This window comes from Mesorhizobium sp. WSM4822 (assembly GCF_055811155.1).
In genome coordinates, this window is the sequence record NZ_JBVVQM010000001.1 from 735,748 (window position 1) to 754,567 (window position 18,820).

At 63.8% G+C, this 18,820-nt stretch carries 15 protein-coding genes; 12 read left to right on the top strand and 3 right to left on the bottom strand.

From position 1 onward, the window contains the following. Positions 1-5: 5 nt before the first annotated feature. The 6 genes from AC0L3E_RS03640 (at position 6) to AC0L3E_RS03665 (ending at position 6,069) form a co-directional block, all read left to right on the top strand. The gene (locus AC0L3E_RS03640; RefSeq protein WP_473604371.1) at positions 6-1,031 is read left to right on the top strand and encodes a zinc-dependent alcohol dehydrogenase; all 1,026 of its coding nucleotides are present in this window, start codon (positions 6-8) and stop codon (positions 1,029-1,031) included. 32 nt (positions 1,032-1,063) lie between these two features. After that, entirely contained in the window at positions 1,064-1,795 is a 732-nt protein-coding gene (gene hutC / locus AC0L3E_RS03645) for a histidine utilization repressor (protein WP_128309920.1), read from the top strand. A 106-nt stretch (positions 1,796-1,901) separates the two neighbouring features. Continuing rightward, positions 1,902-3,200 (top strand): hypothetical protein, encoded by a 1,299-nt coding sequence (locus AC0L3E_RS03650; protein WP_473604230.1) that lies wholly within the window; start codon positions 1,902-1,904, stop codon positions 3,198-3,200. Positions 3,201-3,400: 200 nt separating this feature from the next. Next, positions 3,401-4,408 carry an ABC transporter substrate-binding protein gene (locus AC0L3E_RS03655; protein WP_473604372.1) on the top strand — a complete coding sequence of 336 codons (1,008 nt, stop codon included), beginning with the start codon at positions 3,401-3,403 and terminating at the stop codon, positions 4,406-4,408. 28 nt (positions 4,409-4,436) lie between these two features. Continuing rightward, positions 4,437-5,276, top strand: a complete 840-nt coding sequence (locus tag AC0L3E_RS03660; RefSeq protein WP_473604373.1) for an ABC transporter permease — start codon at positions 4,437-4,439, stop codon at positions 5,274-5,276. A gap of 10 nt (positions 5,277-5,286) precedes the next feature. Beyond that, a complete protein-coding gene (locus AC0L3E_RS03665; RefSeq protein ID WP_128309989.1) occupies positions 5,287-6,069 on the top strand; it encodes an ABC transporter ATP-binding protein in 783 nt (260 codons plus the stop codon). 26 nt (positions 6,070-6,095) lie between these two features. Here the strand turns inward: AC0L3E_RS03665 and AC0L3E_RS03670 are convergent, their stop codons facing one another. The 3 genes from AC0L3E_RS03670 to AC0L3E_RS03680 form a co-directional block, all read right to left on the bottom strand. Beyond that, complete coding sequence (locus AC0L3E_RS03670; protein ID WP_473604231.1) at positions 6,096-7,988, bottom strand: ABC transporter ATP-binding protein; 1,893 nt, start codon at positions 7,986-7,988, stop codon at positions 6,096-6,098. Further along, the gene (locus AC0L3E_RS03675; RefSeq protein WP_473604232.1) at positions 7,988-9,850 is read right to left on the bottom strand and encodes an ABC transporter ATP-binding protein; all 1,863 of its coding nucleotides are present in this window, start codon (positions 9,848-9,850) and stop codon (positions 7,988-7,990) included. The genes AC0L3E_RS03670 and AC0L3E_RS03675 overlap by 1 nt, the downstream gene beginning before the upstream one ends. 171 nt (positions 9,851-10,021) lie before the next feature. After that, the gene (locus tag AC0L3E_RS03680; RefSeq protein ID WP_473604233.1) at positions 10,022-11,830 is read right to left on the bottom strand and encodes a dipeptide ABC transporter ATP-binding protein; all 1,809 of its coding nucleotides are present in this window, start codon (positions 11,828-11,830) and stop codon (positions 10,022-10,024) included. A 190-nt stretch (positions 11,831-12,020) separates the two neighbouring features. Here AC0L3E_RS03680 and AC0L3E_RS03685 point away from each other — a divergent pair, with 190 nt between their 5' ends. From AC0L3E_RS03685 to AC0L3E_RS03710, 6 genes are all read left to right on the top strand, one after another. Next, the gene (locus AC0L3E_RS03685; RefSeq protein WP_128309317.1) at positions 12,021-13,379 is read left to right on the top strand and encodes an LLM class flavin-dependent oxidoreductase; all 1,359 of its coding nucleotides are present in this window, start codon (positions 12,021-12,023) and stop codon (positions 13,377-13,379) included. A gap of 21 nt (positions 13,380-13,400) precedes the next feature. Continuing rightward, entirely contained in the window at positions 13,401-14,177 is a 777-nt protein-coding gene (locus tag AC0L3E_RS03690) for a DUF427 domain-containing protein (RefSeq protein ID WP_127320795.1), read from the top strand. 33 nt (positions 14,178-14,210) lie between these two features. Beyond that, the gene (locus AC0L3E_RS03695; RefSeq protein ID WP_473604234.1) at positions 14,211-15,848 is read left to right on the top strand and encodes an ABC transporter substrate-binding protein; all 1,638 of its coding nucleotides are present in this window, start codon (positions 14,211-14,213) and stop codon (positions 15,846-15,848) included. A 7-nt stretch (positions 15,849-15,855) separates the two neighbouring features. Further along, entirely contained in the window at positions 15,856-16,815 is a 960-nt protein-coding gene (locus AC0L3E_RS03700) for an ABC transporter permease (RefSeq protein ID WP_473604235.1), read from the top strand. Continuing rightward, positions 16,812-17,699 (top strand): ABC transporter permease, encoded by an 888-nt coding sequence (locus AC0L3E_RS03705; protein WP_127269149.1) that lies wholly within the window; start codon positions 16,812-16,814, stop codon positions 17,697-17,699. Before AC0L3E_RS03700 ends, AC0L3E_RS03705 begins: the two co-directional genes overlap by 4 nt. A gap of 70 nt (positions 17,700-17,769) precedes the next feature. After that, positions 17,770-18,792 (top strand): LLM class flavin-dependent oxidoreductase, encoded by a 1,023-nt coding sequence (locus tag AC0L3E_RS03710; protein ID WP_189367394.1) that lies wholly within the window; start codon positions 17,770-17,772, stop codon positions 18,790-18,792. Positions 18,793-18,820: the final 28 nt, after the last annotated feature.

The window sequence follows — 18,820 nt, forward strand, 5'->3', positions numbered from 1 at the left end:
TCGTGATGAAGGCCGCACGACTGTATGGACCTGGTGACTTGCGCATCGAGGACATCGCCACGCCGGGCGTGCCGGATGCGGGCTGGGTGAAGCTCAAAGTCGACGCCGCAGGCATTTGCGGTTCGGACCTGCACAATTTCCGCACGGGACAGTGGATAAGCCGGTCGCCTTCGACGGCCGGCCATGAGCTGACCGGCACGGTGACTGCCATCGGCGCGGGCGTGGACGCCTTCGCCATCGGTGACAGGGTGGTCGCTGATTCCCGGTTCTGGTGCGGAGACTGCGCGCAATGTCATGGCGGCAGGCGGCATCTCTGCGCGTCACTGGGCTTCGTCGGAGAGGTCTGCGACGGCGGGTTTGCCGAACAGGCGGTGCTGCCCGCACGGCTCTTGCATATCATTGATGCCGGGCTCGACGAGCGGGTCGCGGCGATGGCCGAGCCGCTGGCGGTGGCGCTGCACGCGGTGCGGCGCCTGCCGAAAACGGCCGGCTCGGTGCTGGTCGTCGGCTGCGGGCCGATCGGCGGTCTTGCCGCGCTATTGCTGTCGCGAACCTTCGCCGGCACCGTGCTCGTCGCCGACCGCAACCAGGCCCGCTGCGCCCGGGTGGCGCAGGTCACGGGGGCAACGATTGTCGATCTGAACCGGGATGCCATTGCCGCCGCAACCGCCAATGCCCCCTTGGTGGCGGCCGTCGAGGCGACCGGCAGCATCGCGGCATTCAATCAGTTGCTCGGCGTTGTCGATCCAGGCGGCACGATCGCCATGGTCGGCATCTTCCATGGCCGCCTCGACATCGATCCCAATACACTGGTCGAACGCGAAATCGGGTTGCTGGGATGCCACGCCTTTGCCGACGAGCTGCCCGAGGCCGTGCGGATGCTGGGCGAACTCAGCGAACCGCTGCTGGCGCTGATCGACCAGGAGATCGGCCTGGATGACATTCCGGCTGCCTATGAGCGGCTGTTGGCGGGGCGCAGCGACGGCTTGAAAACAATCATCCGTATGCGGCAACCTGTTGAGCAGTCGTGATTTCCGATGAATCGCCGGAAAGGACTTTTGAAATGATCACTTTGCCCGACACGGCCAGCCCTCTTTACGAGAAGGTGAAGGACTACATCCTGGCGAACATCGGAACGGGCCGGTGGGGCAAGGATCGCAAGCTGCCGTCCGAGAATGAGTTGGTGGCGTCGCTCGGCGTGTCGCGGATGACGGTTCACCGGGCGCTCAGAGAGTTGACCTCGGCCGGGTTCCTGATCCGCCTGCAAGGTGTGGGAACCTTCATCGCGCCGCCGCGGCCGCAATCGACGCTGATCGAGATCAACAACATCGCAGCCGAGATCGTCGAGCGCGGCAACAGGCATCGTTCCGAAGTTTTCGTCCTCGAAACCATCATGCCGACAAAGGAGCTGGCGCTGTCGTTCGAGTTTCCAAAGCGCGTCTCGATCTATCATTCCGTCGTCGTCAATTTCGAGAATGATCTGCCGGTACAGCTGGAAGAGCGCTTCGTCAATCCGAGCCTCATTCCCGATTACGACAAGCAGGATTTTTCGAAGACGGCGACCTACGACTATCTCATGCAGAAAACCCCGGTGACCGAAGTCGAGCATATCATCTCGGCGATCCCGGCCGACGCCGAGACGGCGCGGCATCTGGGCATCGATGTCGGCGCCTGCTGCCTTTTCCTGCACCGCCGGACATGGACAGGCGCGGTGGTGGCCACCATCAGCAAGCTGACTTATGCCGGCAGCCGCTACTCGCTCGGCAGCCGCTATTCCCCTTCAAAAAGCAGCTAACGGAAGCAGGACGAATGCAAGTCGGAGCGGTTTCGTTGTCAATGTATATACATGTACTGACGAGAACACTTTCGCTCTCGAATGGACGGGCCAAGAAGGACAACAGATGACGCAGACACCGAGTCGCACGGCGCAGATCCGGGCACTCGCGCAGCATGATGTTGCCGAAGCACAAAGCGCGCTGGCGGCATTGCTGGGCGACCTGTTCGCGATGAGTCCCCGCAATGTGCGCATCAACTTCGACAAATACAGCCTCAATTCCCTGAACGGCTTCTTCGAAGACGACGGCAAGGCCTACTTCTTCAAGTTCCATCAGGAGGAGCGGGAGGAGGCGATGACGGGCGAGTATTACCGCGCCGAGATTCTGTCGCGCGCCGGCCTGCCGGTCGACCAACCCATACACATGTCGGCGCAGCCCGGCGAGCAGATCCTTGTCTACCGCCGCCGCACGGATCCGAGATTTTCGGATGTGCTGTTCGCGCTAGATGCGCAGGACGATGCCGGCAAGCGGCAAGAAGCCGTTCTTGCCGAGCGCGACCTGTCGGCCAGGCTGCTCAAGGTCTATCTCGAGACGCTGCATCCGGTGACTGTCGCGGAGGTCTCGGCGGAGCCGATCCACAGGCTGTTTCATGAGCGGCTGATCGATGCAAACACACGCTTGTCGCCAGGCGGCCGGCTGGCCGATTTCTATGTCGGCAAGCCGTTCGTCTTTCCCGGTGCCGAGCTGGATTGGGATCGGTTTTCCCGGCTGAAATTCGTCATCAACGGCCAGCAGTACACCCACAGCGTCGGTGAGCTTTTCGATGCCGCCGCGGTGCGCTTGCGGCCCGACCGGCTTGCCGATGCCGGCGGCGTGGTCGCGCATGGCGACGCCCACAACGCCAATGTCTGGTACACGGCTAAGGCGGGGAGGGCGGAACTGTCCTTCTTCGATCCCGCCTTTGCCGGCTCGCATATCCCGACGCTGCTGGCGGAGGTGAAGGCGACGTTCCACAACATCTTTGCCCATCCGTTCTGGCTCTATGATCCGGCGACCGCGACAGAGGCTTTTCGCGCCCAGGCGCGGCTGGACGGAAATCTGCTCCATGTCGACACGGACTGGGACCTGAGCCCCGTCCGCCGCGACCTGCTGGAGGTCAAGGCGACCGCGCTGTGGCGGCCATTGCTGCTGGAGCTCAAACGGCGCGGCATGCTGCCGGCCGATTGGCGCGCGGTGCTGCGGGCCGGTCTTTTCCTGTCGCCGACGCTGGTCATGAACCTGCGGGCCGGCGCGCGCAGCCACACGCGGGTCTCCTCCCTCATTGCCTTCTCAGTCGCGGTCATGGTCGGCAGCGAACCCGTTGCCGGAGCCGATCGGGTGACCGATTTCCTAGACCGGATCGATCCGGAAAAGCGTGAAAATTGAGTCTTTCTAACTTGTATATGCATGTATGTATTTTAGCCTTGACATCCGCTCCCGCTGACGCTGAAATATCCTCGCACTTCACCATGAAGTGGCAGGTAAGATGCCGAGGCACAGTGCCGCAAGAGCAGAAACCCGCAGTCTCACCAGACCGGCTGCCTGGGTTAGAAAAAGCGGTCTGATCATCAAGGGGAATAAAGATGATGCGTAACCTAACAGGACAATTTCGCGCGCTCGTGATGGCCGCCGCCATCGGGCTGGCCGCCGCCCCGGCAGCCTACGCAGCCGATGCGGCCATTCCCACCACGCCCGAGGCAGGAGCGTTCAAGATCGGCATCGAGCCCTGGCTCGGCTATGGCCAATGGCATGTCGCCGAGGCCAAGGGCCTGTTCAAGACGAACGGGCTGAGCGACGTCCAGATCGTCAATTTCGCCGAGGACAAGGACATCAACGCAGCACTTGCAAGCGGCCAGCTCGACGCCGCCAACATCGCGACCCACACGGCGATGGGCATGGTTGCGGCCGGCCTGCCGGTGAAGATCGTGCTGTTGCTCGACGTCTCCATGACCGCCGACGCCATCATCGCCGGCAAGGACGTCACCTCCATCGCGGACCTCAAGGGCAAGCAGGTGGCCTTCGAGGAAGGCACGACGAGCGACATTCTGCTCAAATACGCGCTCGCCAGGAACGGCATGTCGATCGACGATGTCAAGCCGGTTCCGATGCCGGCGTCCGATGCCGGCAGCGCCTTGATCGCCGGCCAGGTGCCGGTCGCGGTGACCTATGAACCGTACCTCACCGTCGCCATGGCGCAGAACAAGGACCTCAAGTTGCTGTTCACCGCCGGCGAGGATCCCGGCCTGATCAGCGACGTGCTGGTGGTGCGTGACGAGGTGATCAAGTCGCGGCCCGGCCAGGTGCTGGCCATGATCAAGAGCTGGGACGCGGCGCTCAAGGACTACAATGCCGACACGCCCGGTGGACGCGCCATCATCGCCAAGGCCGTCGGTTCGGACGTCAAGGACCTCAACACCGCCTTTGACGGCGTACGCTACTACTCACTCGCCGAAAACAAGACGGCGCTGACAGGCGATTTCACCACCAAGACCTTCACCGATGTCGAGGCCGCCGCCAAGAACGCCAAGCTGCTGCAGGCCGATGTGACGCCGGAGCAGATGATCGACCCGGCCTTCGTCAAGGCGGCGGAATGACCAAGGCCGGATCGCGGTGGTGACACAGATGCCCGGGGAGCGACCGGCGGCAGGACCGATCGCGAAACAGGCGAGGCGCCGCCGATCCTCCGGGATCGGCGTGCCCATCGCCAGGTCGCGCTTCCTGATCGTCGCGGTGGCCGTGTTCGTCGGGCTCGGCCTTGCCTGGTGGGCGGCGACCGGACTGGGGTTGGTAAAGCCGATCTTCCTGCCGTCGCCGGGCAGCGTAGCTATGCAGATCGCCAAGCTCGCCGCCGACGGCACGTTGTGGCTGGACCTCAAAGCCTCGATGTACCGTATCTCCATCGGCTTCCTCATCGCCTCGGCCCTGTCGATACCGATCGGCGTGCTGATCGGCAGTTTCCGTTCCTGGGAAGCGGCCATCGAGCCGCTGGTGGATTTCATCCGCTACATGCCGGTCGTCGCTTTCGTGCCGCTCTCCATCCTGTGGGCGGGCACCGGCGATTCGCAGAAATTCCTGATCATCTTCATCGGCACCTTCTTCCAGCAGGTGCTGATGATCATGGACAATGTGAAACGGGTTCCAGCCGATTTCATTGGCCTTGGGCGTACACTCGGCTTGCCGGATCGCAAGATCCTGACGCGCATCGTCGTTCCCAGCGCCTTGCCGGGCATCTGGGATACGCTGCGCATCAGCCTCGGCTGGGCATGGACCTGGCTGGTGCTGGCCGAACTTGTCGCCGCGACTTCGGGGCTCGGCTATCGCATCACCGTGTCGCAGCGCTATTTCCAGACAAACACGATCATCGGCTACATCCTGCTGCTCGGCCTGCTCGGCCTCATCACCGACCAGGTGATGAAGGCGCTGGAAAAGGTGCTGTTCAAGCAAGAGGGCCGCTCGCAATGAGGTCCAGCCGATGAGCCCCCCCAAATTGCGGATCGCCGGTCTCCACAAGAGCTTCGGCACCGGCGAGCGGCGCACGGAAGTGCTGCGCGACATCAATCTCGATCTTGCCGACAACGAGTTTGTCTCCCTGGTCGGCACGTCGGGCTGCGGCAAGAGCACGCTGCTGTCGATCGTGGCCGGACTGCAGGACTTCGACGCCGGCGATCTCAGTATCGATGGCGCGCCGATCCTGCAGCCGGGTCTCGACCGTGGCGTCGTCTTCCAGTCCTACACGCTGCTTCCCTGGCTGACGGCGCGGCAGAACATCGAATTTGCCCTTAAGGCCGCCGGTTACGATCGCCCGACCTGCCGCAGGATCGCGCTGGAACATCTCGAACTCGTCAAGCTGTCCGACAGCGCCGACCGCTATCCGGCCGAACTCTCGGGCGGCATGAAACAGCGCGTCGCCATTGCGCGCGCGCTTTCCTACCGGCCCAAGATGCTGTTGATGGACGAGCCCTTCGGCGCGCTCGATGCCTTGACCCGGCATCAGATGCAGGAACTGCTCACCCAGATCTGGGAGGAACACAGGTTGACCGTCCTGTTTGTCACTCATGATGTGGAGGAGGCCGTCTATCTGTCGGACCGCATCGTCGTCATGGGGATCGGCCCGGGACGCATCACGCAGACCTTCAACGTCCATATCGAGCGCCCGCGCCGCGAAGAGGTGATGGAAAGCCCTGCATTCATGGATCTGCAGCGCGGCGTGCACAAGGCCATCCGCGAAGGTTCAAAACGCCCCGAAATGGCGTAGGCGCCTGTGGTCATCAGTAGGCCCAATCACGTCGCTTTGCCGACCGCCGCATCCAACTCCAGCTCGCCTTCGGAAATGTCGTCGAAGGAGGCGTAATTCATGTTGTAGAGGCGGGCGTAGAGGCCTTTTCTTGCCATTAGCTGTTCGTGGTTACCGCTTTCGACAATCTCGCCGTTCTGCAGCACGATGATGCGGTCGGCGCCGCGGATGGTGGCAAGACGGTGGGCGATGACCAGCCCGGTGCGGCCTTCCAGCAGGGTGATCAGCGCCTTCTGGATCAGCATCTCGGTGTAGGAATCGATGCTGGCTGTGGCTTCGTCGAGCACCAGGATCTTGGCGTCGGCCACCAGTGCACGCGCAAAGCTGATCAGCTGGCGCTGGCCGAGCGAGAGATTGCCGCCGCGCTGCTCGAGTTCGGTATCGTAGCCATCGGGCAGGTTCTCGATGAAATCGTGCGCGCCGACGGCTTGTGCGGCGCGCACCACCTCCTCGCGGCTGGCTGATGTCTTGTGGTAGCGGATGTTTTCCAGCACCGAGCCGGAGAACAGGAACGGCTCCTGCAGCACCATCGCCACCTGATCGCCGAGCGAATCCTGGGTCAGGTCACGCACATCATGGCCGCCGACCAGAACCTCGCCCGACCAGACATCGTAAAAGCGGTGCACCAGCGCCATAGAGCTGGACTTGCCCGATCCGGTAGGGCCGACAAGGGCCACGGTCTCGCCCGGATTGACGCGAAAGGAGATGTTCTTCAGCACCGGCTGGTTCGGCCTATAGCCGAAGGTGACGTTCCTGAACTCGACCGAGCCGTCCATGTCGCGCGACAGCGTCACCGCGCCTTGCCTGTCGCTGACGTCGACCGGCACGTCGAGCACTTCGGAGATGCGCTGGCCCGAAGCCATGGCGCGCTGCATGACGCTGTATTGCATGGTCAGCGAGCGGATCGGGTCGAAGAAGCGCTGGATGTAGAACAGGAACGCCACCATGACGCCGATGTCGAGGCTGTGCGACAGCACCATCGAACCGCCGACGACGATGACGGTCGCCATGGCGATGCCGGTCAGCGTATCGACGATCGGCACCATCACCTGCGCGTATTTCGCCGAGGTCAGATGGGCATTGAGATTGGCCAGCACCTTCTCGTCATAGAGGTCGAAATTGACGTGCTGGCGCTCCAGGCTCTGCACGGTGCGCACGCCATGGATGCCTTCGGCCAGCGCGCCATTGGCGATCGAGTTGGTTTCGTGCGCGGCCATGAAGGCGACCTTGGCGCGCGGCAGCCAGAACAGGCGCACGATGAACAGCACCGGCATGGTCGACAGCGTCAGCAGGCCGAGCCGGAAATCCAGCCACAAAAGCACGCTGACGATGCCGAACAGCAGCACGATGTCGCCCACCGACATGACCGACGTTTCGAGGAATTCCTGCATCGAATTGACGTCGCCCTGCAGGCGCGACATCAGCCGCCCGACCTCGGTCTTGTCCATGAAGCTCAACGAGACCCGCTGCAGGTGGCTGAACATGGCGCGGCGCAGATCGGACAGCACATTCTCGGCCACCTTGCCGACGACGCTTTCCTGCACATAGCTGGCGGCGTAGTTGATCAGGATGATGACGGCGAAAGCGCCGATCGCGGCGATCATCACCGACTGGTCGAGCTTGCCTGCCGTCATGCCGTGGTCGATGGCGTAGCGGATGACCAGCGGGATCGCCAATTGCGTCAGCGTGAACACCAGCACCGCGGCGACCGAGATGAAGATCCGGCTCTGATACGGTCTCACGAAGCTCCAGATGCGCCTGACGATGCGCGGGTCGTAGGCCTTGCCGAAGACTTCTTCCTCTTCGCGATGCGAGCCCACGACAGCCCTTGTCGGCCGGCGGCTGGTATCTTCTTTGTCGTCGTCGGCCTGTGTCGACATCATGCGGCTCCCGCCACGACAGGCCGGTCGTCGTCCGGCCGCAGCTGCAAATCATACAGCGCGCGATAGCGCCCACTGAGCGCCAGCAATTCCTCATGCGTGCCGCGCTCGACGATACGGCCACCCTCGACGAACAGGATCTGGTCGGCATGCATCAGCGAGCTCAGCCGGTGCGAGATGATGAGCGTGACGCGGTCCCTGGCGAAGCGCTTCATCGCCGCCCGGATGCGCTGTTCGGTACCGGCATCTATTGCCGCGGTCGAATCGTCGAAGACCAGCACCGATGGCCGCAGCATCAGGCTCCGCGCAATGGTCAGGCGCTGCCGCTGGCCACCGGAAAGCGACGCGCCGCGCTCGCCGACGACCGTGGTGTAACCGGCCGGGAGGCCCATGATGTAATTGTGCAGCTGGGCGTACTCGGCTGCCTGCCCGATGCGGGTCTCGCGCGCCCAGGGATTGCCATAGGCGATGTTGTTCTCGATCGAGGTGGTGAACAGGAACGCATCCTGCTGCACGACGCCGACCGCCTTGCGCAGCGATTTCAGCGTCACCTCACGAATGTCCTGGCCGTCGATGGTGATCGAACCCGAAGTGACGTCGTAGAAACGCGGGATCAGATGCGCGATGGTCGACTTGCCGCCGCCCGGTGGGCCGACAATGCCGATGGTCTCGCCGGACCGGGCCTCGAAGGAGATGCCGGACAGTGTCGACCGGCCGCCCGCGCCCTCATAGCGAAAGCCGACATTGTCGAAGCGCAGCACGCCGTCGCTGACGACGAGATCCCTGGCGCCGGGTGCGTCCTCGATGTCGAGTTCGGCGTCGAGCAGTTCGAACAGGCGGGTGCCGCAGGTCGAGGCGCGGGCGAAGGAATTGACCATCAGCCCGAGCTGGCGCACCGGCATCTGCAGGATGGTCATGAAGGTGAGGAACTGCGCCAGCGTGCCGACGCTGATCTGGCCTGCGATCACCTTCTGACCGCCGAACCACAGGACCAGCCCCATGGCAGCCAGGAACGAGAAATTCATGGCGCTGGTGTTGGCGACGCGGATGTCGACGCGCTGATTGGCGAGGTCCAGTGCATCGCGCTTGGCGCGATCGAATTTTTCCAGCTCATGCCGCTGCGCTGCGAAAGCGCGCACGACACGGATACCGCCGAGGTTCTCATCCATCACCCGGCTCAGCACCGAGAGGCGCTCCTGCAACGTCAGCCAGGTGCTGCGCAGTTTGAGCTGGGTGACCGAGGACCGCCAGGCGACGAACGGCACGAAGCTCAGACTGAGCAACCCGAGCACGGGATCGGTGCTGACCAGGAGATAGGCGCCGACGCCGATCAGCACGCCGAGCAGCACCACGCGCAAAATGCCGGTGGAAAAGAACATGCGCACGCCGTCGAGATCGAGCAGGCCGAGCGTGATGAGATCGCCGGTGTGGACCCTGTCGTGGTAGGCGAAGCTCAGGCGCTGGATATTCTCGTAGAAAGCCAGGCGCAGTTCATAGCCGGTGCGGTGGCCGACGGCCTCGCCATAGTAGTTCTGCGCCATTGTGAAGAGGCCGCGCAGGATCGAGACGACGAGCAGCGTCAGCGCCGTATTCCACAGCGCCTGTTCCGCGGCAGCGCCGGCACCCGCGGCCATCACACCTTGCGCCTGGTCGATGGCGCGGCCCAGCAGGCGGGGAATGAAAAGCTGCAAGGTCGCGGCAATAAAGGTCGAGACGATGGTGATGGCGACCTGCCAGGGATGGCGCAGCGTCATGCGCACGATGCGGAGCAAGGTGCTGAGGCCCTTGCCCCAGGAGGCTTCCGCCACATGGGCAAACGATTTGCCGCGCTCCGGCGCGCCGCCGATTGCTTGCGTGTTCAAGGGAAATATCCAAACCAATCCGGAGGTTAGTCCGGACTAATAAAGCAGACTCAATTCAGATGGCGCGATGTTACGCGCGTCCGAGTTGACCCTTCAAGAGCCAATTCTGACATCGCACTGTGCCTGAAAGGAAACGTGCTGCCGTGGACCGTCAGGCTGCTGTTGAGCCGCTCAGGAACCCTGGCCGTGCCGCCAGCAGGCGATCCGGTGGCCAGCCGCAACCTCCATGGCTGATGGTTCTGCCTTTCGGCAGTCAGGCAGGACCAGGGGGCAGCGGTTGGCGAAGGCGCATCCGGTGTTCGGGATGCCGGCTGCCTCGACCTCGGCTTGAGCGGATAACTTCGGCTCGGCCTCATCGGAAGAAGCGGCCAGCAGCAGGGCCGTATAGGGGTGGTTGGGGCCTTTGAAAATCTGGTCGGATGAACCGGTTTCGACCAGGCGTCCGCGATAGAGCACGCCGATCCTGTCGGCCATGTAGCGCACCACCCTGAGGTCGTGGCTGATGAACAGATAGGTCGTGTCCTTGTCGCGCTGCAGGTCGTTGAGCAGGTTGAGAACGGTCGCCTGGACGGAGACGTCGAGTGCCGAGGTCGGTTCATCGAGCACGATGACCTTCGGCACGCCGGCGAAGGCGCGCGCGATCGCCGCCCGTTGCCGCTGGCCGCCGGACAGCGAGCGCGACTTCTGCTCGGCCGTGGCGCCGGCGAGGCGAACCGAGGCCAGCAGGTCGCCGACGCGGGCTCTCACCTCGCTGCGGCGCAGGCTGGCGAGCCGGCGCAGCGGGCGGCCGAGGATGCGGCCGATCCGCTGGCGCGGGTTGAGCGTGCGATCCGGCGACTGGAAGACCATCTGCACGTCGCGGCGTTCGGCAAGGTTTCTCTTCTCGACGCGCGGCGCGACCGTCCTGCCGAACAGTTCGACCGATCCGGCGCTGGGCGTCTGCAGGCCGGTGACGATCCTTGCCAGTGTCGACTTGCCGGAACCGGACTCGCCGATCAGCCCGAAGGTTTCGCCCTGGCCGATGTCGAGATCGATGCCGTGCAGCACTGACTGGCTGCCGAAGGCATGACTGATGCCTTTGCAGGCGATCGCGATCCGGCGTTCTTTTGGCAAGCCGGCGTCTTCGCCTTGGGCTGTGGGGTGCGCTGGCATGCCGTCCGTCTCCGCCAGTCTTCCGTCCCGCTTGGTGTAGTTGAGCGCCGGGATCGAGGCGATGAGCGCTTTGGTGTAGGCGTGAGAGGGGTTGTCGAAGACATCGCCCGCAACGCCGCTTTCGACCACGGCTCCCGCCTGCATCACCGCCACCCGGTTGCAGGAGCGGCGGATCATGTGGATGTCGTGGCTGATCAGCAGGATACTGGTTTTGTGATCCTTGCGCAGGTCGGAGAGGATGGCGATGATCTCGGACTGGACGCTGGCGTCGAGCGCCGTCGTCGGCTCATCCAGCACCAGCAGCGACGGGTCGAGCGCAATCGCGATGGCGATGTTTGCGCGCTGCTGCATGCCGCCGGAGAGTTCGTGCGGATAGAGATCCAGCACACGCTCCGGATGGCTGACGCGGACCCGGCCGAGCAGTTCGGTCGCACGCTCGCGCGCCTCGTCGAGGCGAACCGGGCGGTGCCGCATGATCGTCTCGGTGATCTGCCGGCCGATCGTCATGCTTGGATTGAGCGCCGCGCCCGGATGCTGGTAGACGGCCGCGATTTGATTTCCCCTGAGCCGGCGGAGCTGCTCGGCGGAAAGGTCGCGGATTTCGCGGCCCTGGAATTCAAGCGCTGAGGCCGCGATACGGGCGTTCTTCGGCAGATAACGCAGGATGGCGAGCGCCACAGAGCTTTTGCCCGATCCTGACTCGCCGACCAGGCCGAGCGCCTCGCCTTGGCCTATGTGCAGCGACACGCCGCTGACGGCGGGATGCGATCCCTTGCGCCCGTCATAGGCGACGGACAGCTGGTCTACGTTCAGAACCGAGGAGGACATGGGGACTTGAAACCACTTTCTTCCAGCGCCGCCATCGAGGGCAATCGCTTCCGCTTTCGGAGTGAATTATCTCTATAAAATTACTCGGATTAAGCCGGAGCGCAATCTACCTTTCTCGCATCAGCAGAGATTGTCGCGGCTTAGGCAAGCAGCGCGACGGTCTCCGGAGCAGATCTGGAAGGAGGCCGTCATGGCTCGAGACCACATGATCCTCAGCGCATTCTTCTTCAACCCGCAGGGCGATCACCGGATGTCGTGGCGCCATCCCAGGGCGCCGAGGCGGGAGGTGCTGGACTTCGAATTCTACCGCGATCTCGTGCAGGCGGCCGAGCGCGCCAGGATCGACACCATCTTCGTCGCCGACCACGTTTCGATTTGGGATTCGGTCAAGAGCGGCGTCGCCCACTACGCCAATGCCCGCCTCGAACCGCTGACGCTGCTCTCGGCGCTGGCGGGCGTGACCAAGCATATCGGCCTGATCACCACGGCATCGAGTTCCTACAGCGAGCCCTACAATGTGGCGCGCATGTTCGCCTCGCTCGACCACATCAGCAAGGGCAGGGCGTCGTGGAACGTCGTCACCTCGGCGATGGACGAGGAGGCGCGCAATTTCGGCCGCGACGGCAATATCGAACATGCGTTCCGCTACGAGCGTGCGGCCGAATTCCTCGATATCGTCAAAGCGCTGTGGGACAGCTGGGAAGACGAGGCGCTGCTGATCGACAAGGCGTCGGGCTATTTCGCCGACCCCGACAAGGTCCATCCCATCGATCACAAGGGCAAGCACTTCAAGGTCCGCGGCCCGCTCAACGTCTCGCGGCCGCCGCAGGGCCATCCGCTGATCGTCCAGGCGGGCTCCTCGGAGGACGGCAAGAACTTCGCCACCGCCCAGGCCGATGCGCACTTCGCCATCTACAGCACCAAGGAAGATGGCATCAAATACCGTCAGGATATCAACGAGCGGCTGGCCCGCCACGGCAGGCGGCCGGAGAGCTTCAAGATCCTGCCCGGCATCCTGCCTGTTGTCGCCGCCTCCGAAGCAGAAGGCCGGGAAAAGCAGGAATACCTGCAGACCTTGCTGCCGGATCAGGTCGGCATCGACCTTCTGTCCAGCTGGAGCGGGTTGGACCTGTCGCTGTTCCCGCCGGACGGGCCATTGCCGCCGCTGCCGGACGAGAGCACGTTCAACGGCGGACGCACGTCGCTCAACCGGGTCAGGCAATGGGCGAAGCAGAATCTCAGCCTGCGCGAGATCGCCCGCAAACTCGCCAACAGCGGTTCGGTGCCGACCGTCGCCGGCACGCCGGTACAGATCGCCGACCAGTTGCAGGACTGGTTCGTTTCCGGTGCCGCCGACGGCTTCAACTTGATGTTCCCGCTGCTGCCCGAGGACTGGGTGAATTTCGCCGAACAGGTGGTTCCGGAGCTGCAGCGGCGCGGCGTGTTCCCGACCGAATACGCGCCGGGAACGCTGCGCGACCGCTTCGGCCTGGCGCGGCCAGCCAATCGCTTCGCCGAACAACGCGACAATGCGCGCGCGGTGTCCTGACGTCAGGCCGGGAGAACGATCATGACCGTTGCACCAAGATTGCAGCCGCGCGAAGCCACCGCGCCGCAGCTCGTCAATGTCCTGCACAGCCCCAAGCGCGTGCGCGTCAAGTTCGGCGGCCGCACCATCGCCGACAGCCGCAACGTGCTCGTGCTGCGCTCCAACCATTTCCTGCCGATCTATTTCTTCCCGCCGTCAGCGGTCGACCCGTCGGTGCTGAGACCCTCACTGCATCGCGAACCGCACCCGGTCGGTGGCGAAACCGCCTATTGGGATATCGACAGCGGTGACAGGCGCAGCGCCAACGCGGCCTGGGCGTTCGTGTCGCCACCGGATGAAAACCTGGCGCCTCTGGCCGGCCGCATCGCCTTCACCTGGAAAGCCGTCGACCAATGGTTCGAGGAGGAAGAGGAAGTCTTCGTCCACGCCCGCGATCCCTACGCACGCATCGATGTGCTGCAGAGCTCCAGCCATGTGCAGGTCTGGTTCGACGGCGAGCCGATCGCCGACAGCCACCGCCCGGTTCTGCTGTTCGAGACGCATCTGCCAACGCGTTTTTATCTGCCGGCGGAAGACATCCGGCTGGAGCGGCTGACGGCGTCCGTCACAACGACGCGATGTCCTTACAAGGGCATCGCCTCCTATTGGTCCGGCCTGCTGAGCGACGGCTCGGTGCGCCCTGACATCGCCTGGAGCTACCGGGATCCCATAGAGGAAATGCCCAAGATCAAGGGCCTCATCGCGTTCTATCCGCAGGCCGTCGACCGCATCCATCTCGACGGCGAACCCGTCGCATAGCTTTCAATCTTCATTTCAAGGCAGGGGTTTAACATGACCAAACTCAGAGATATCGACGCAGTTCGCAATCTGTCGGGGGACATCTGGAATGTCGCCGTCGACGAATATCAGGGCGGCTTTCTCAAGCGCCGCGATCTCCTGAAATACGCCGCACTGCTCGGCCTGACCGGCTTTGCCGCTTCGCAAGGGCTTGGAGGCGCGCGCGCCTCGACTGCTGCCGGCGGCACGGTTCGCGTCGGGCTCGGCCAGCCGACCAAGGCGATCGATCCGGTTTCGGTCACCGATCCGGCCAGCATCGGGGTGATCAGCCAGGTCGGCGAGTATCTGATCCTCGACGATCCGAAGGATGGTCTGCAGCCGAAGCTGGCTCTGTCCTGGGAAGCAAACGAGACGGCCAGTCGCTGGACCTTCAAATTGCGGCCAGGGGTGAAATTCCACGATGGCCGCGCGGTCACCGCTAGGGATGTTGTGGCGAGCTTCGAGCGGCTGGTCGATCCGGCCAGCGGCTCGTCGGCGCTGTCCGCCTACAAGGGCATCCTGTCCAACGGCGGCGCCAAGCTGGTCGACGACGAAACCGTCGCCTTCGATCTCGACGGCCCAAACAGCAACTTCCCTTTCTATGTCTCCTCAGACGTCTACAATGCCGTCATCCTGCCGGCCGACTATGCCGGCGATTTCGAGAAGAATTTCAACGGCACGGGTCCGTTCAAGCTGGAATCCTTTCGTCCCAAGCAAGGCGCCAGCTTCGTTCGCAATGAAGACTACTGGGGCGACAAGGCGCTGCCCGACCGGGTCGAGATCAAGTTTTTCGACGACGAGCAGGCGCAGGTGCTGGCGCTGCAGGCCGGCCAGCTCGACGTCATCCCGAGCACGACGCGCCTGGAGCTGGCGATCGAGGGCAATCCCAATTTCAAGCTGCTGAGCGTGCAGGCAAGCTCGCATGACCAGGTGCATCTCAGGACCGACCAGGCGCCGTTCACCGACAAGCGCATCCGCCGCGCGCTGGCGCTTACGATCGACCGTGAGGCGGTGGTCAAGGGCCTGCTGAAGGGCCGTGCCATCGTCGGCAACGACACCCCGTTCGCGCCGATCTTCCCTTCGGCCGATCCATCGGTGCCGCAGCGCAAGCAGGACATTGCCGAGGCCAAGCGCCTGCTTGGCGAGGCGGGCGTGCCGAACGGCTTCGAGGTGACGCTGACCACCGAACGCGCCTATGACATTCCCGACTATGCGGTGATCATCCAGAACTTCGCCAAGAAGGCCGGCATCGACGTCAAGCTCAATGTCCTGCCACAGGACGCCTATTACGGCTCGGCCACCTTCGGCAGCTCGCCCTGGCTGGATTCGGTGCTCGGCATCACCGACTACGGTCATCGCGGCACGCCCGACATCTTCCTCAACGCCACGCTGAAGAGTTCGGGAGCCTGGAACGCGGCGCATTTCAACAACCCGGCCTATGATGCGCTGCTGCTCGACTACTCGAAGGCGCGCGATCTGCAGGCACAGCGCCTCGTTGCCGGCAAGATCCAGACCTTGCTGCTCGACGAGACGCCGGCGATCATCAGCTACTTCTCGCAATACAGCCGGATCGTCAGCTCGAAGGTCGAGGGCGTCCGCTTCACCGCGATCTCGCATCTGCTGCTCGACCGCGTTTCCTTCGTCCAGGCATGATCGCGACATGCTGACCGGTCGCATTCTGTCAGCGCGTCTGGGCACACTTGTCCTCACGCTGTGGCTGGTCAGCATCCTGGTGTTCTTCGCCGGGCAGGTCCTGCCCGGCGATGTCGGCCGTGTGATGCTCGGGCCTTTTGCCGATGCGCAGGCGGTGGCGGAACTGAACAAGCGGCTGGGCGCCGATCAGCCGGTTCTCGTCCAGTACTGGCTCTGGTTCAGCAAGGCCGTCACCGGTGACTTCGGCACCTCGCTGTCGATGCGCGGGCCGGTGGCGCCCTTCGTGCTGGAAAGCCTCAAGCGCTCCGCCGCCCTTGCCGGCATTATTCTGATTTTTCTCATTCCGCTGGGCGTTGGTGCCGGCGTCGTTGCCGGTCTCAATGCGGGCCGCTTGATCGACCGGCTGATCGTGATGGCAGGCGTCTCCTTCGGCATTGTGCCTGATTTCGTTTCTGGCCTGATGCTGCTCATCGTTTTCGGCCTGTGGCTGAACTGGTTCCCGATCTCCGGTGTTGCGCCCGATGGCGCGGGCTTCTGGACGCATGGCTATTATCTGATCCTGCCGGCGCTGCCGCTGGTGCTGAACCTTGCCGGCTACATCGCCCGGATGACGCGGGCAGGGGTGATCGAGGCAATGGCCGCCGATTATACGCGCACCGCCGTCTTGAAAGGGCTCGAGCGGCGCGAGATCATCTTTCGGCACGTGCTGCGCAACGCGCTGACGCCGACCATCGCGGTGCTGGCGACGCAGACCGGCTACATGCTTGGCGGGCTGGTGGTGATCGAGGCGCTGTTCGGCATCCAGGGGCTTGGCAATCTGGTTCTGAATGCGGCCAAGGCACACGATTTCCCGGTGCTCGAGGCCGGCGTGCTGGTGATGGCGGCAATATTCGTGCTGTCGGCGGCGGCCGGCGACCTCGTACTGGCGCTGCTCGATCCGCGGCAACGCCGCCGGACCTCGCCATGACAGATCTGGCGGAGTTTCCCGCACCACCGCGCTCCGTGGCCGGCTTTCCGGCAGTGCGCCGGATCCGCAGTGCTTTCGCCGGATTGCCGCCGTCGGTCGTGGTCGGATCGCTGCTGCTTCTGTTCTGGGTCGTGTGCGCCATAGCAGGCAACCTCTTCGTTCCCTACGATCCCTATGCCGAGGATTTCCTGGCGATGCTGACGCCGCCCGACGCGCTGCACTGGTTCGGGACCGATCAGCTCGGCCGCGACGTGCTGTCCCGCATAGTCGTCGGATCGCGCGACATCCTGCTGGTTGCGCCGCTGGCGACGCTGGCCGGTGTCGCCGCCGGCAGCATCATCGGGTTGGTGCTCGGCTATTTCGACGGCCTGGTCGATGCCATCGGCGCGCGGCTGCTCGATACGCTGATGGCGTTTCCGTTCATCGTTCTCGTCACCATGACGCTGGTGGCCATCGGCCCGTCCAATGTAACGGTCATCCTGGTGATCGGCATCGCCTACGCGCCGCTGGTGGCGCGCACCGTCCGCGCCGCCGTGCGCGAGCAGAAAGAGCGCGACTATGTCAGCGCTGCGCGGCTTGGCGGCGAGGGCCCGCTCGCCATCATGTTTCTGGAGATACTGCCCAACATCAGGGAAACGATCTTGATCGAGCTGGTCACAAGGCTGGGCTACGCGTTCTTTTCGATCGCGACGCTGAGCTTTCTCGGCCTCGGCATCCAGCCGCCATCGGCCGACTGGGGACTGGCTGTCGCCGACGGCTATGGCTTCCTGACCGGCGGCAAATGGTGGGTCGTCGTCTTCAATTCCGCGGCAATCGTCTCACTGGTCATGGCGACCAACCTGATCGCGCAAGGCATCGGCGCGTTTGAAAATAGCGATGCATGAGCCTGGATTGGGCGCGTCGAAAAATCTCTTTTGCATTGAAGCCTGACGCGCATCCTTATATCGCATGGCTATGAAGAAAATCGGTTTCCTGTCGTTCGGGCACTGGACGCCCTCGTCGCAATCGCAAGTGCGCTCGGCATCGGACGCGCTTTTGCAATCCATCGAGCTGGCGATCGCCGCCGAGCAACTGGGGGCGGATGGGGCCTATTTCCGCGTGCATCATTTCGCCCGCCAGCTCGCTTCGCCGTTCCCGCTGCTGGCAGCCGTCGGAGCCAAGACCAGCCGCATCGAGATCGGCACCGCCGTCATCGACATGCGCTACGAGAACCCGCTCTACATGGCCGAGGACGCCGGTGCTGCCGACATCATCGCCGGCGGCCGCCTGCAGCTCGGCATCAGCCGCGGCTCGCCCGAGCAGGTGATCGATGGCTGGCGCCATTTCGGCTATGCGCCGCCGGAAGGCCAGAGCGACGCCGACATGGCGCGGCATCATGCCGAGGTCTTCCTCGAGACGCTGCGGGGCGAGGGGTTCGCCCAGCCCAATCCACGTCCAATGTTCCCCAACCCGCCCGGCCTCTTGCGCCTCGAGCCGCATTCGGAGGGTTTACGCGAGCGGATCTGGTGGGGTGCTGCCACCAACGCCACGTCGGAATGGGCGGCCAAGCTCGGCATGAACCTGCAGAGCTCGACGCTCAAATTCGACGAGAGCGGCAAGCCGTTCCACATCCAGCAGGCCGAGCAGATCCGCATCTACCGCGAAGCCTGGAAAGCGGCCGGTCACAGTCGCGAGCCGCGCGTCTCGGTCAGCCGCAGCATCTTCGCGCTGGTCGACGATCGCGACCGTGCCTATTTCGGCCGCGGCAATGAGGGCCGCGACCAGATCGGCTTCATCGAGGAGAACACCAAGGCGATCTTCGGGCGCAGCTATGCGGCCGAGCCGGATGTGCTGATCAAGGAATTGGCGCAGGACGAGGCAATCGCCGAGGCCGACACGCTGCTGCTCACCGTTCCGAACCAGCTCGGCGTCGACTACAATGCGCATGTCATCGAGGCGATCCTGACCCATGTCGCGCCGGCGCTGGGCTGGCGCTGACGCCAGATAGATCGAAGCGGAGTGCTCC

What these genes read in the sequence shown, in the direction of transcription:
- AC0L3E_RS03640 (WP_473604371.1), top strand. Translation starts at nt 6, where the DNA reads ATGAAGGCCGCACGACTGTATGGACCTGGTGACTTGCGCATCGAGGAC.
- hutC (WP_128309920.1), top strand. Translation starts at nt 1,064, where the DNA reads ATGATCACTTTGCCCGACACGGCCAGCCCTCTTTACGAGAAGGTGAAG.
- AC0L3E_RS03650 (WP_473604230.1), top strand. Translation starts at nt 1,902, where the DNA reads ATGACGCAGACACCGAGTCGCACGGCGCAGATCCGGGCACTCGCGCAG.
- AC0L3E_RS03655 (WP_473604372.1), top strand. Translation starts at nt 3,401, where the DNA reads ATGCGTAACCTAACAGGACAATTTCGCGCGCTCGTGATGGCCGCCGCC.
- AC0L3E_RS03660 (WP_473604373.1), top strand. Translation starts at nt 4,437, where the DNA reads ATGCCCGGGGAGCGACCGGCGGCAGGACCGATCGCGAAACAGGCGAGG.
- AC0L3E_RS03665 (WP_128309989.1), top strand. Translation starts at nt 5,287, where the DNA reads ATGAGCCCCCCCAAATTGCGGATCGCCGGTCTCCACAAGAGCTTCGGC.
- AC0L3E_RS03670 (WP_473604231.1), bottom strand. Translation starts at nt 7,988, where the DNA reads ATGTCGACACAGGCCGACGACGACAAAGAAGATACCAGCCGCCGGCCG.
- AC0L3E_RS03680 (WP_473604233.1), bottom strand. Translation starts at nt 11,830, where the DNA reads ATGTCCTCCTCGGTTCTGAACGTAGACCAGCTGTCCGTCGCCTATGAC.
- AC0L3E_RS03685 (WP_128309317.1), top strand. Translation starts at nt 12,021, where the DNA reads ATGGCTCGAGACCACATGATCCTCAGCGCATTCTTCTTCAACCCGCAG.
- AC0L3E_RS03690 (WP_127320795.1), top strand. Translation starts at nt 13,401, where the DNA reads ATGACCGTTGCACCAAGATTGCAGCCGCGCGAAGCCACCGCGCCGCAG.
- AC0L3E_RS03695 (WP_473604234.1), top strand. Translation starts at nt 14,211, where the DNA reads ATGACCAAACTCAGAGATATCGACGCAGTTCGCAATCTGTCGGGGGAC.
- AC0L3E_RS03700 (WP_473604235.1), top strand. Translation starts at nt 15,856, where the DNA reads ATGCTGACCGGTCGCATTCTGTCAGCGCGTCTGGGCACACTTGTCCTC.
- AC0L3E_RS03705 (WP_127269149.1), top strand. Translation starts at nt 16,812, where the DNA reads ATGACAGATCTGGCGGAGTTTCCCGCACCACCGCGCTCCGTGGCCGGC.
- AC0L3E_RS03710 (WP_189367394.1), top strand. Translation starts at nt 17,770, where the DNA reads ATGAAGAAAATCGGTTTCCTGTCGTTCGGGCACTGGACGCCCTCGTCG.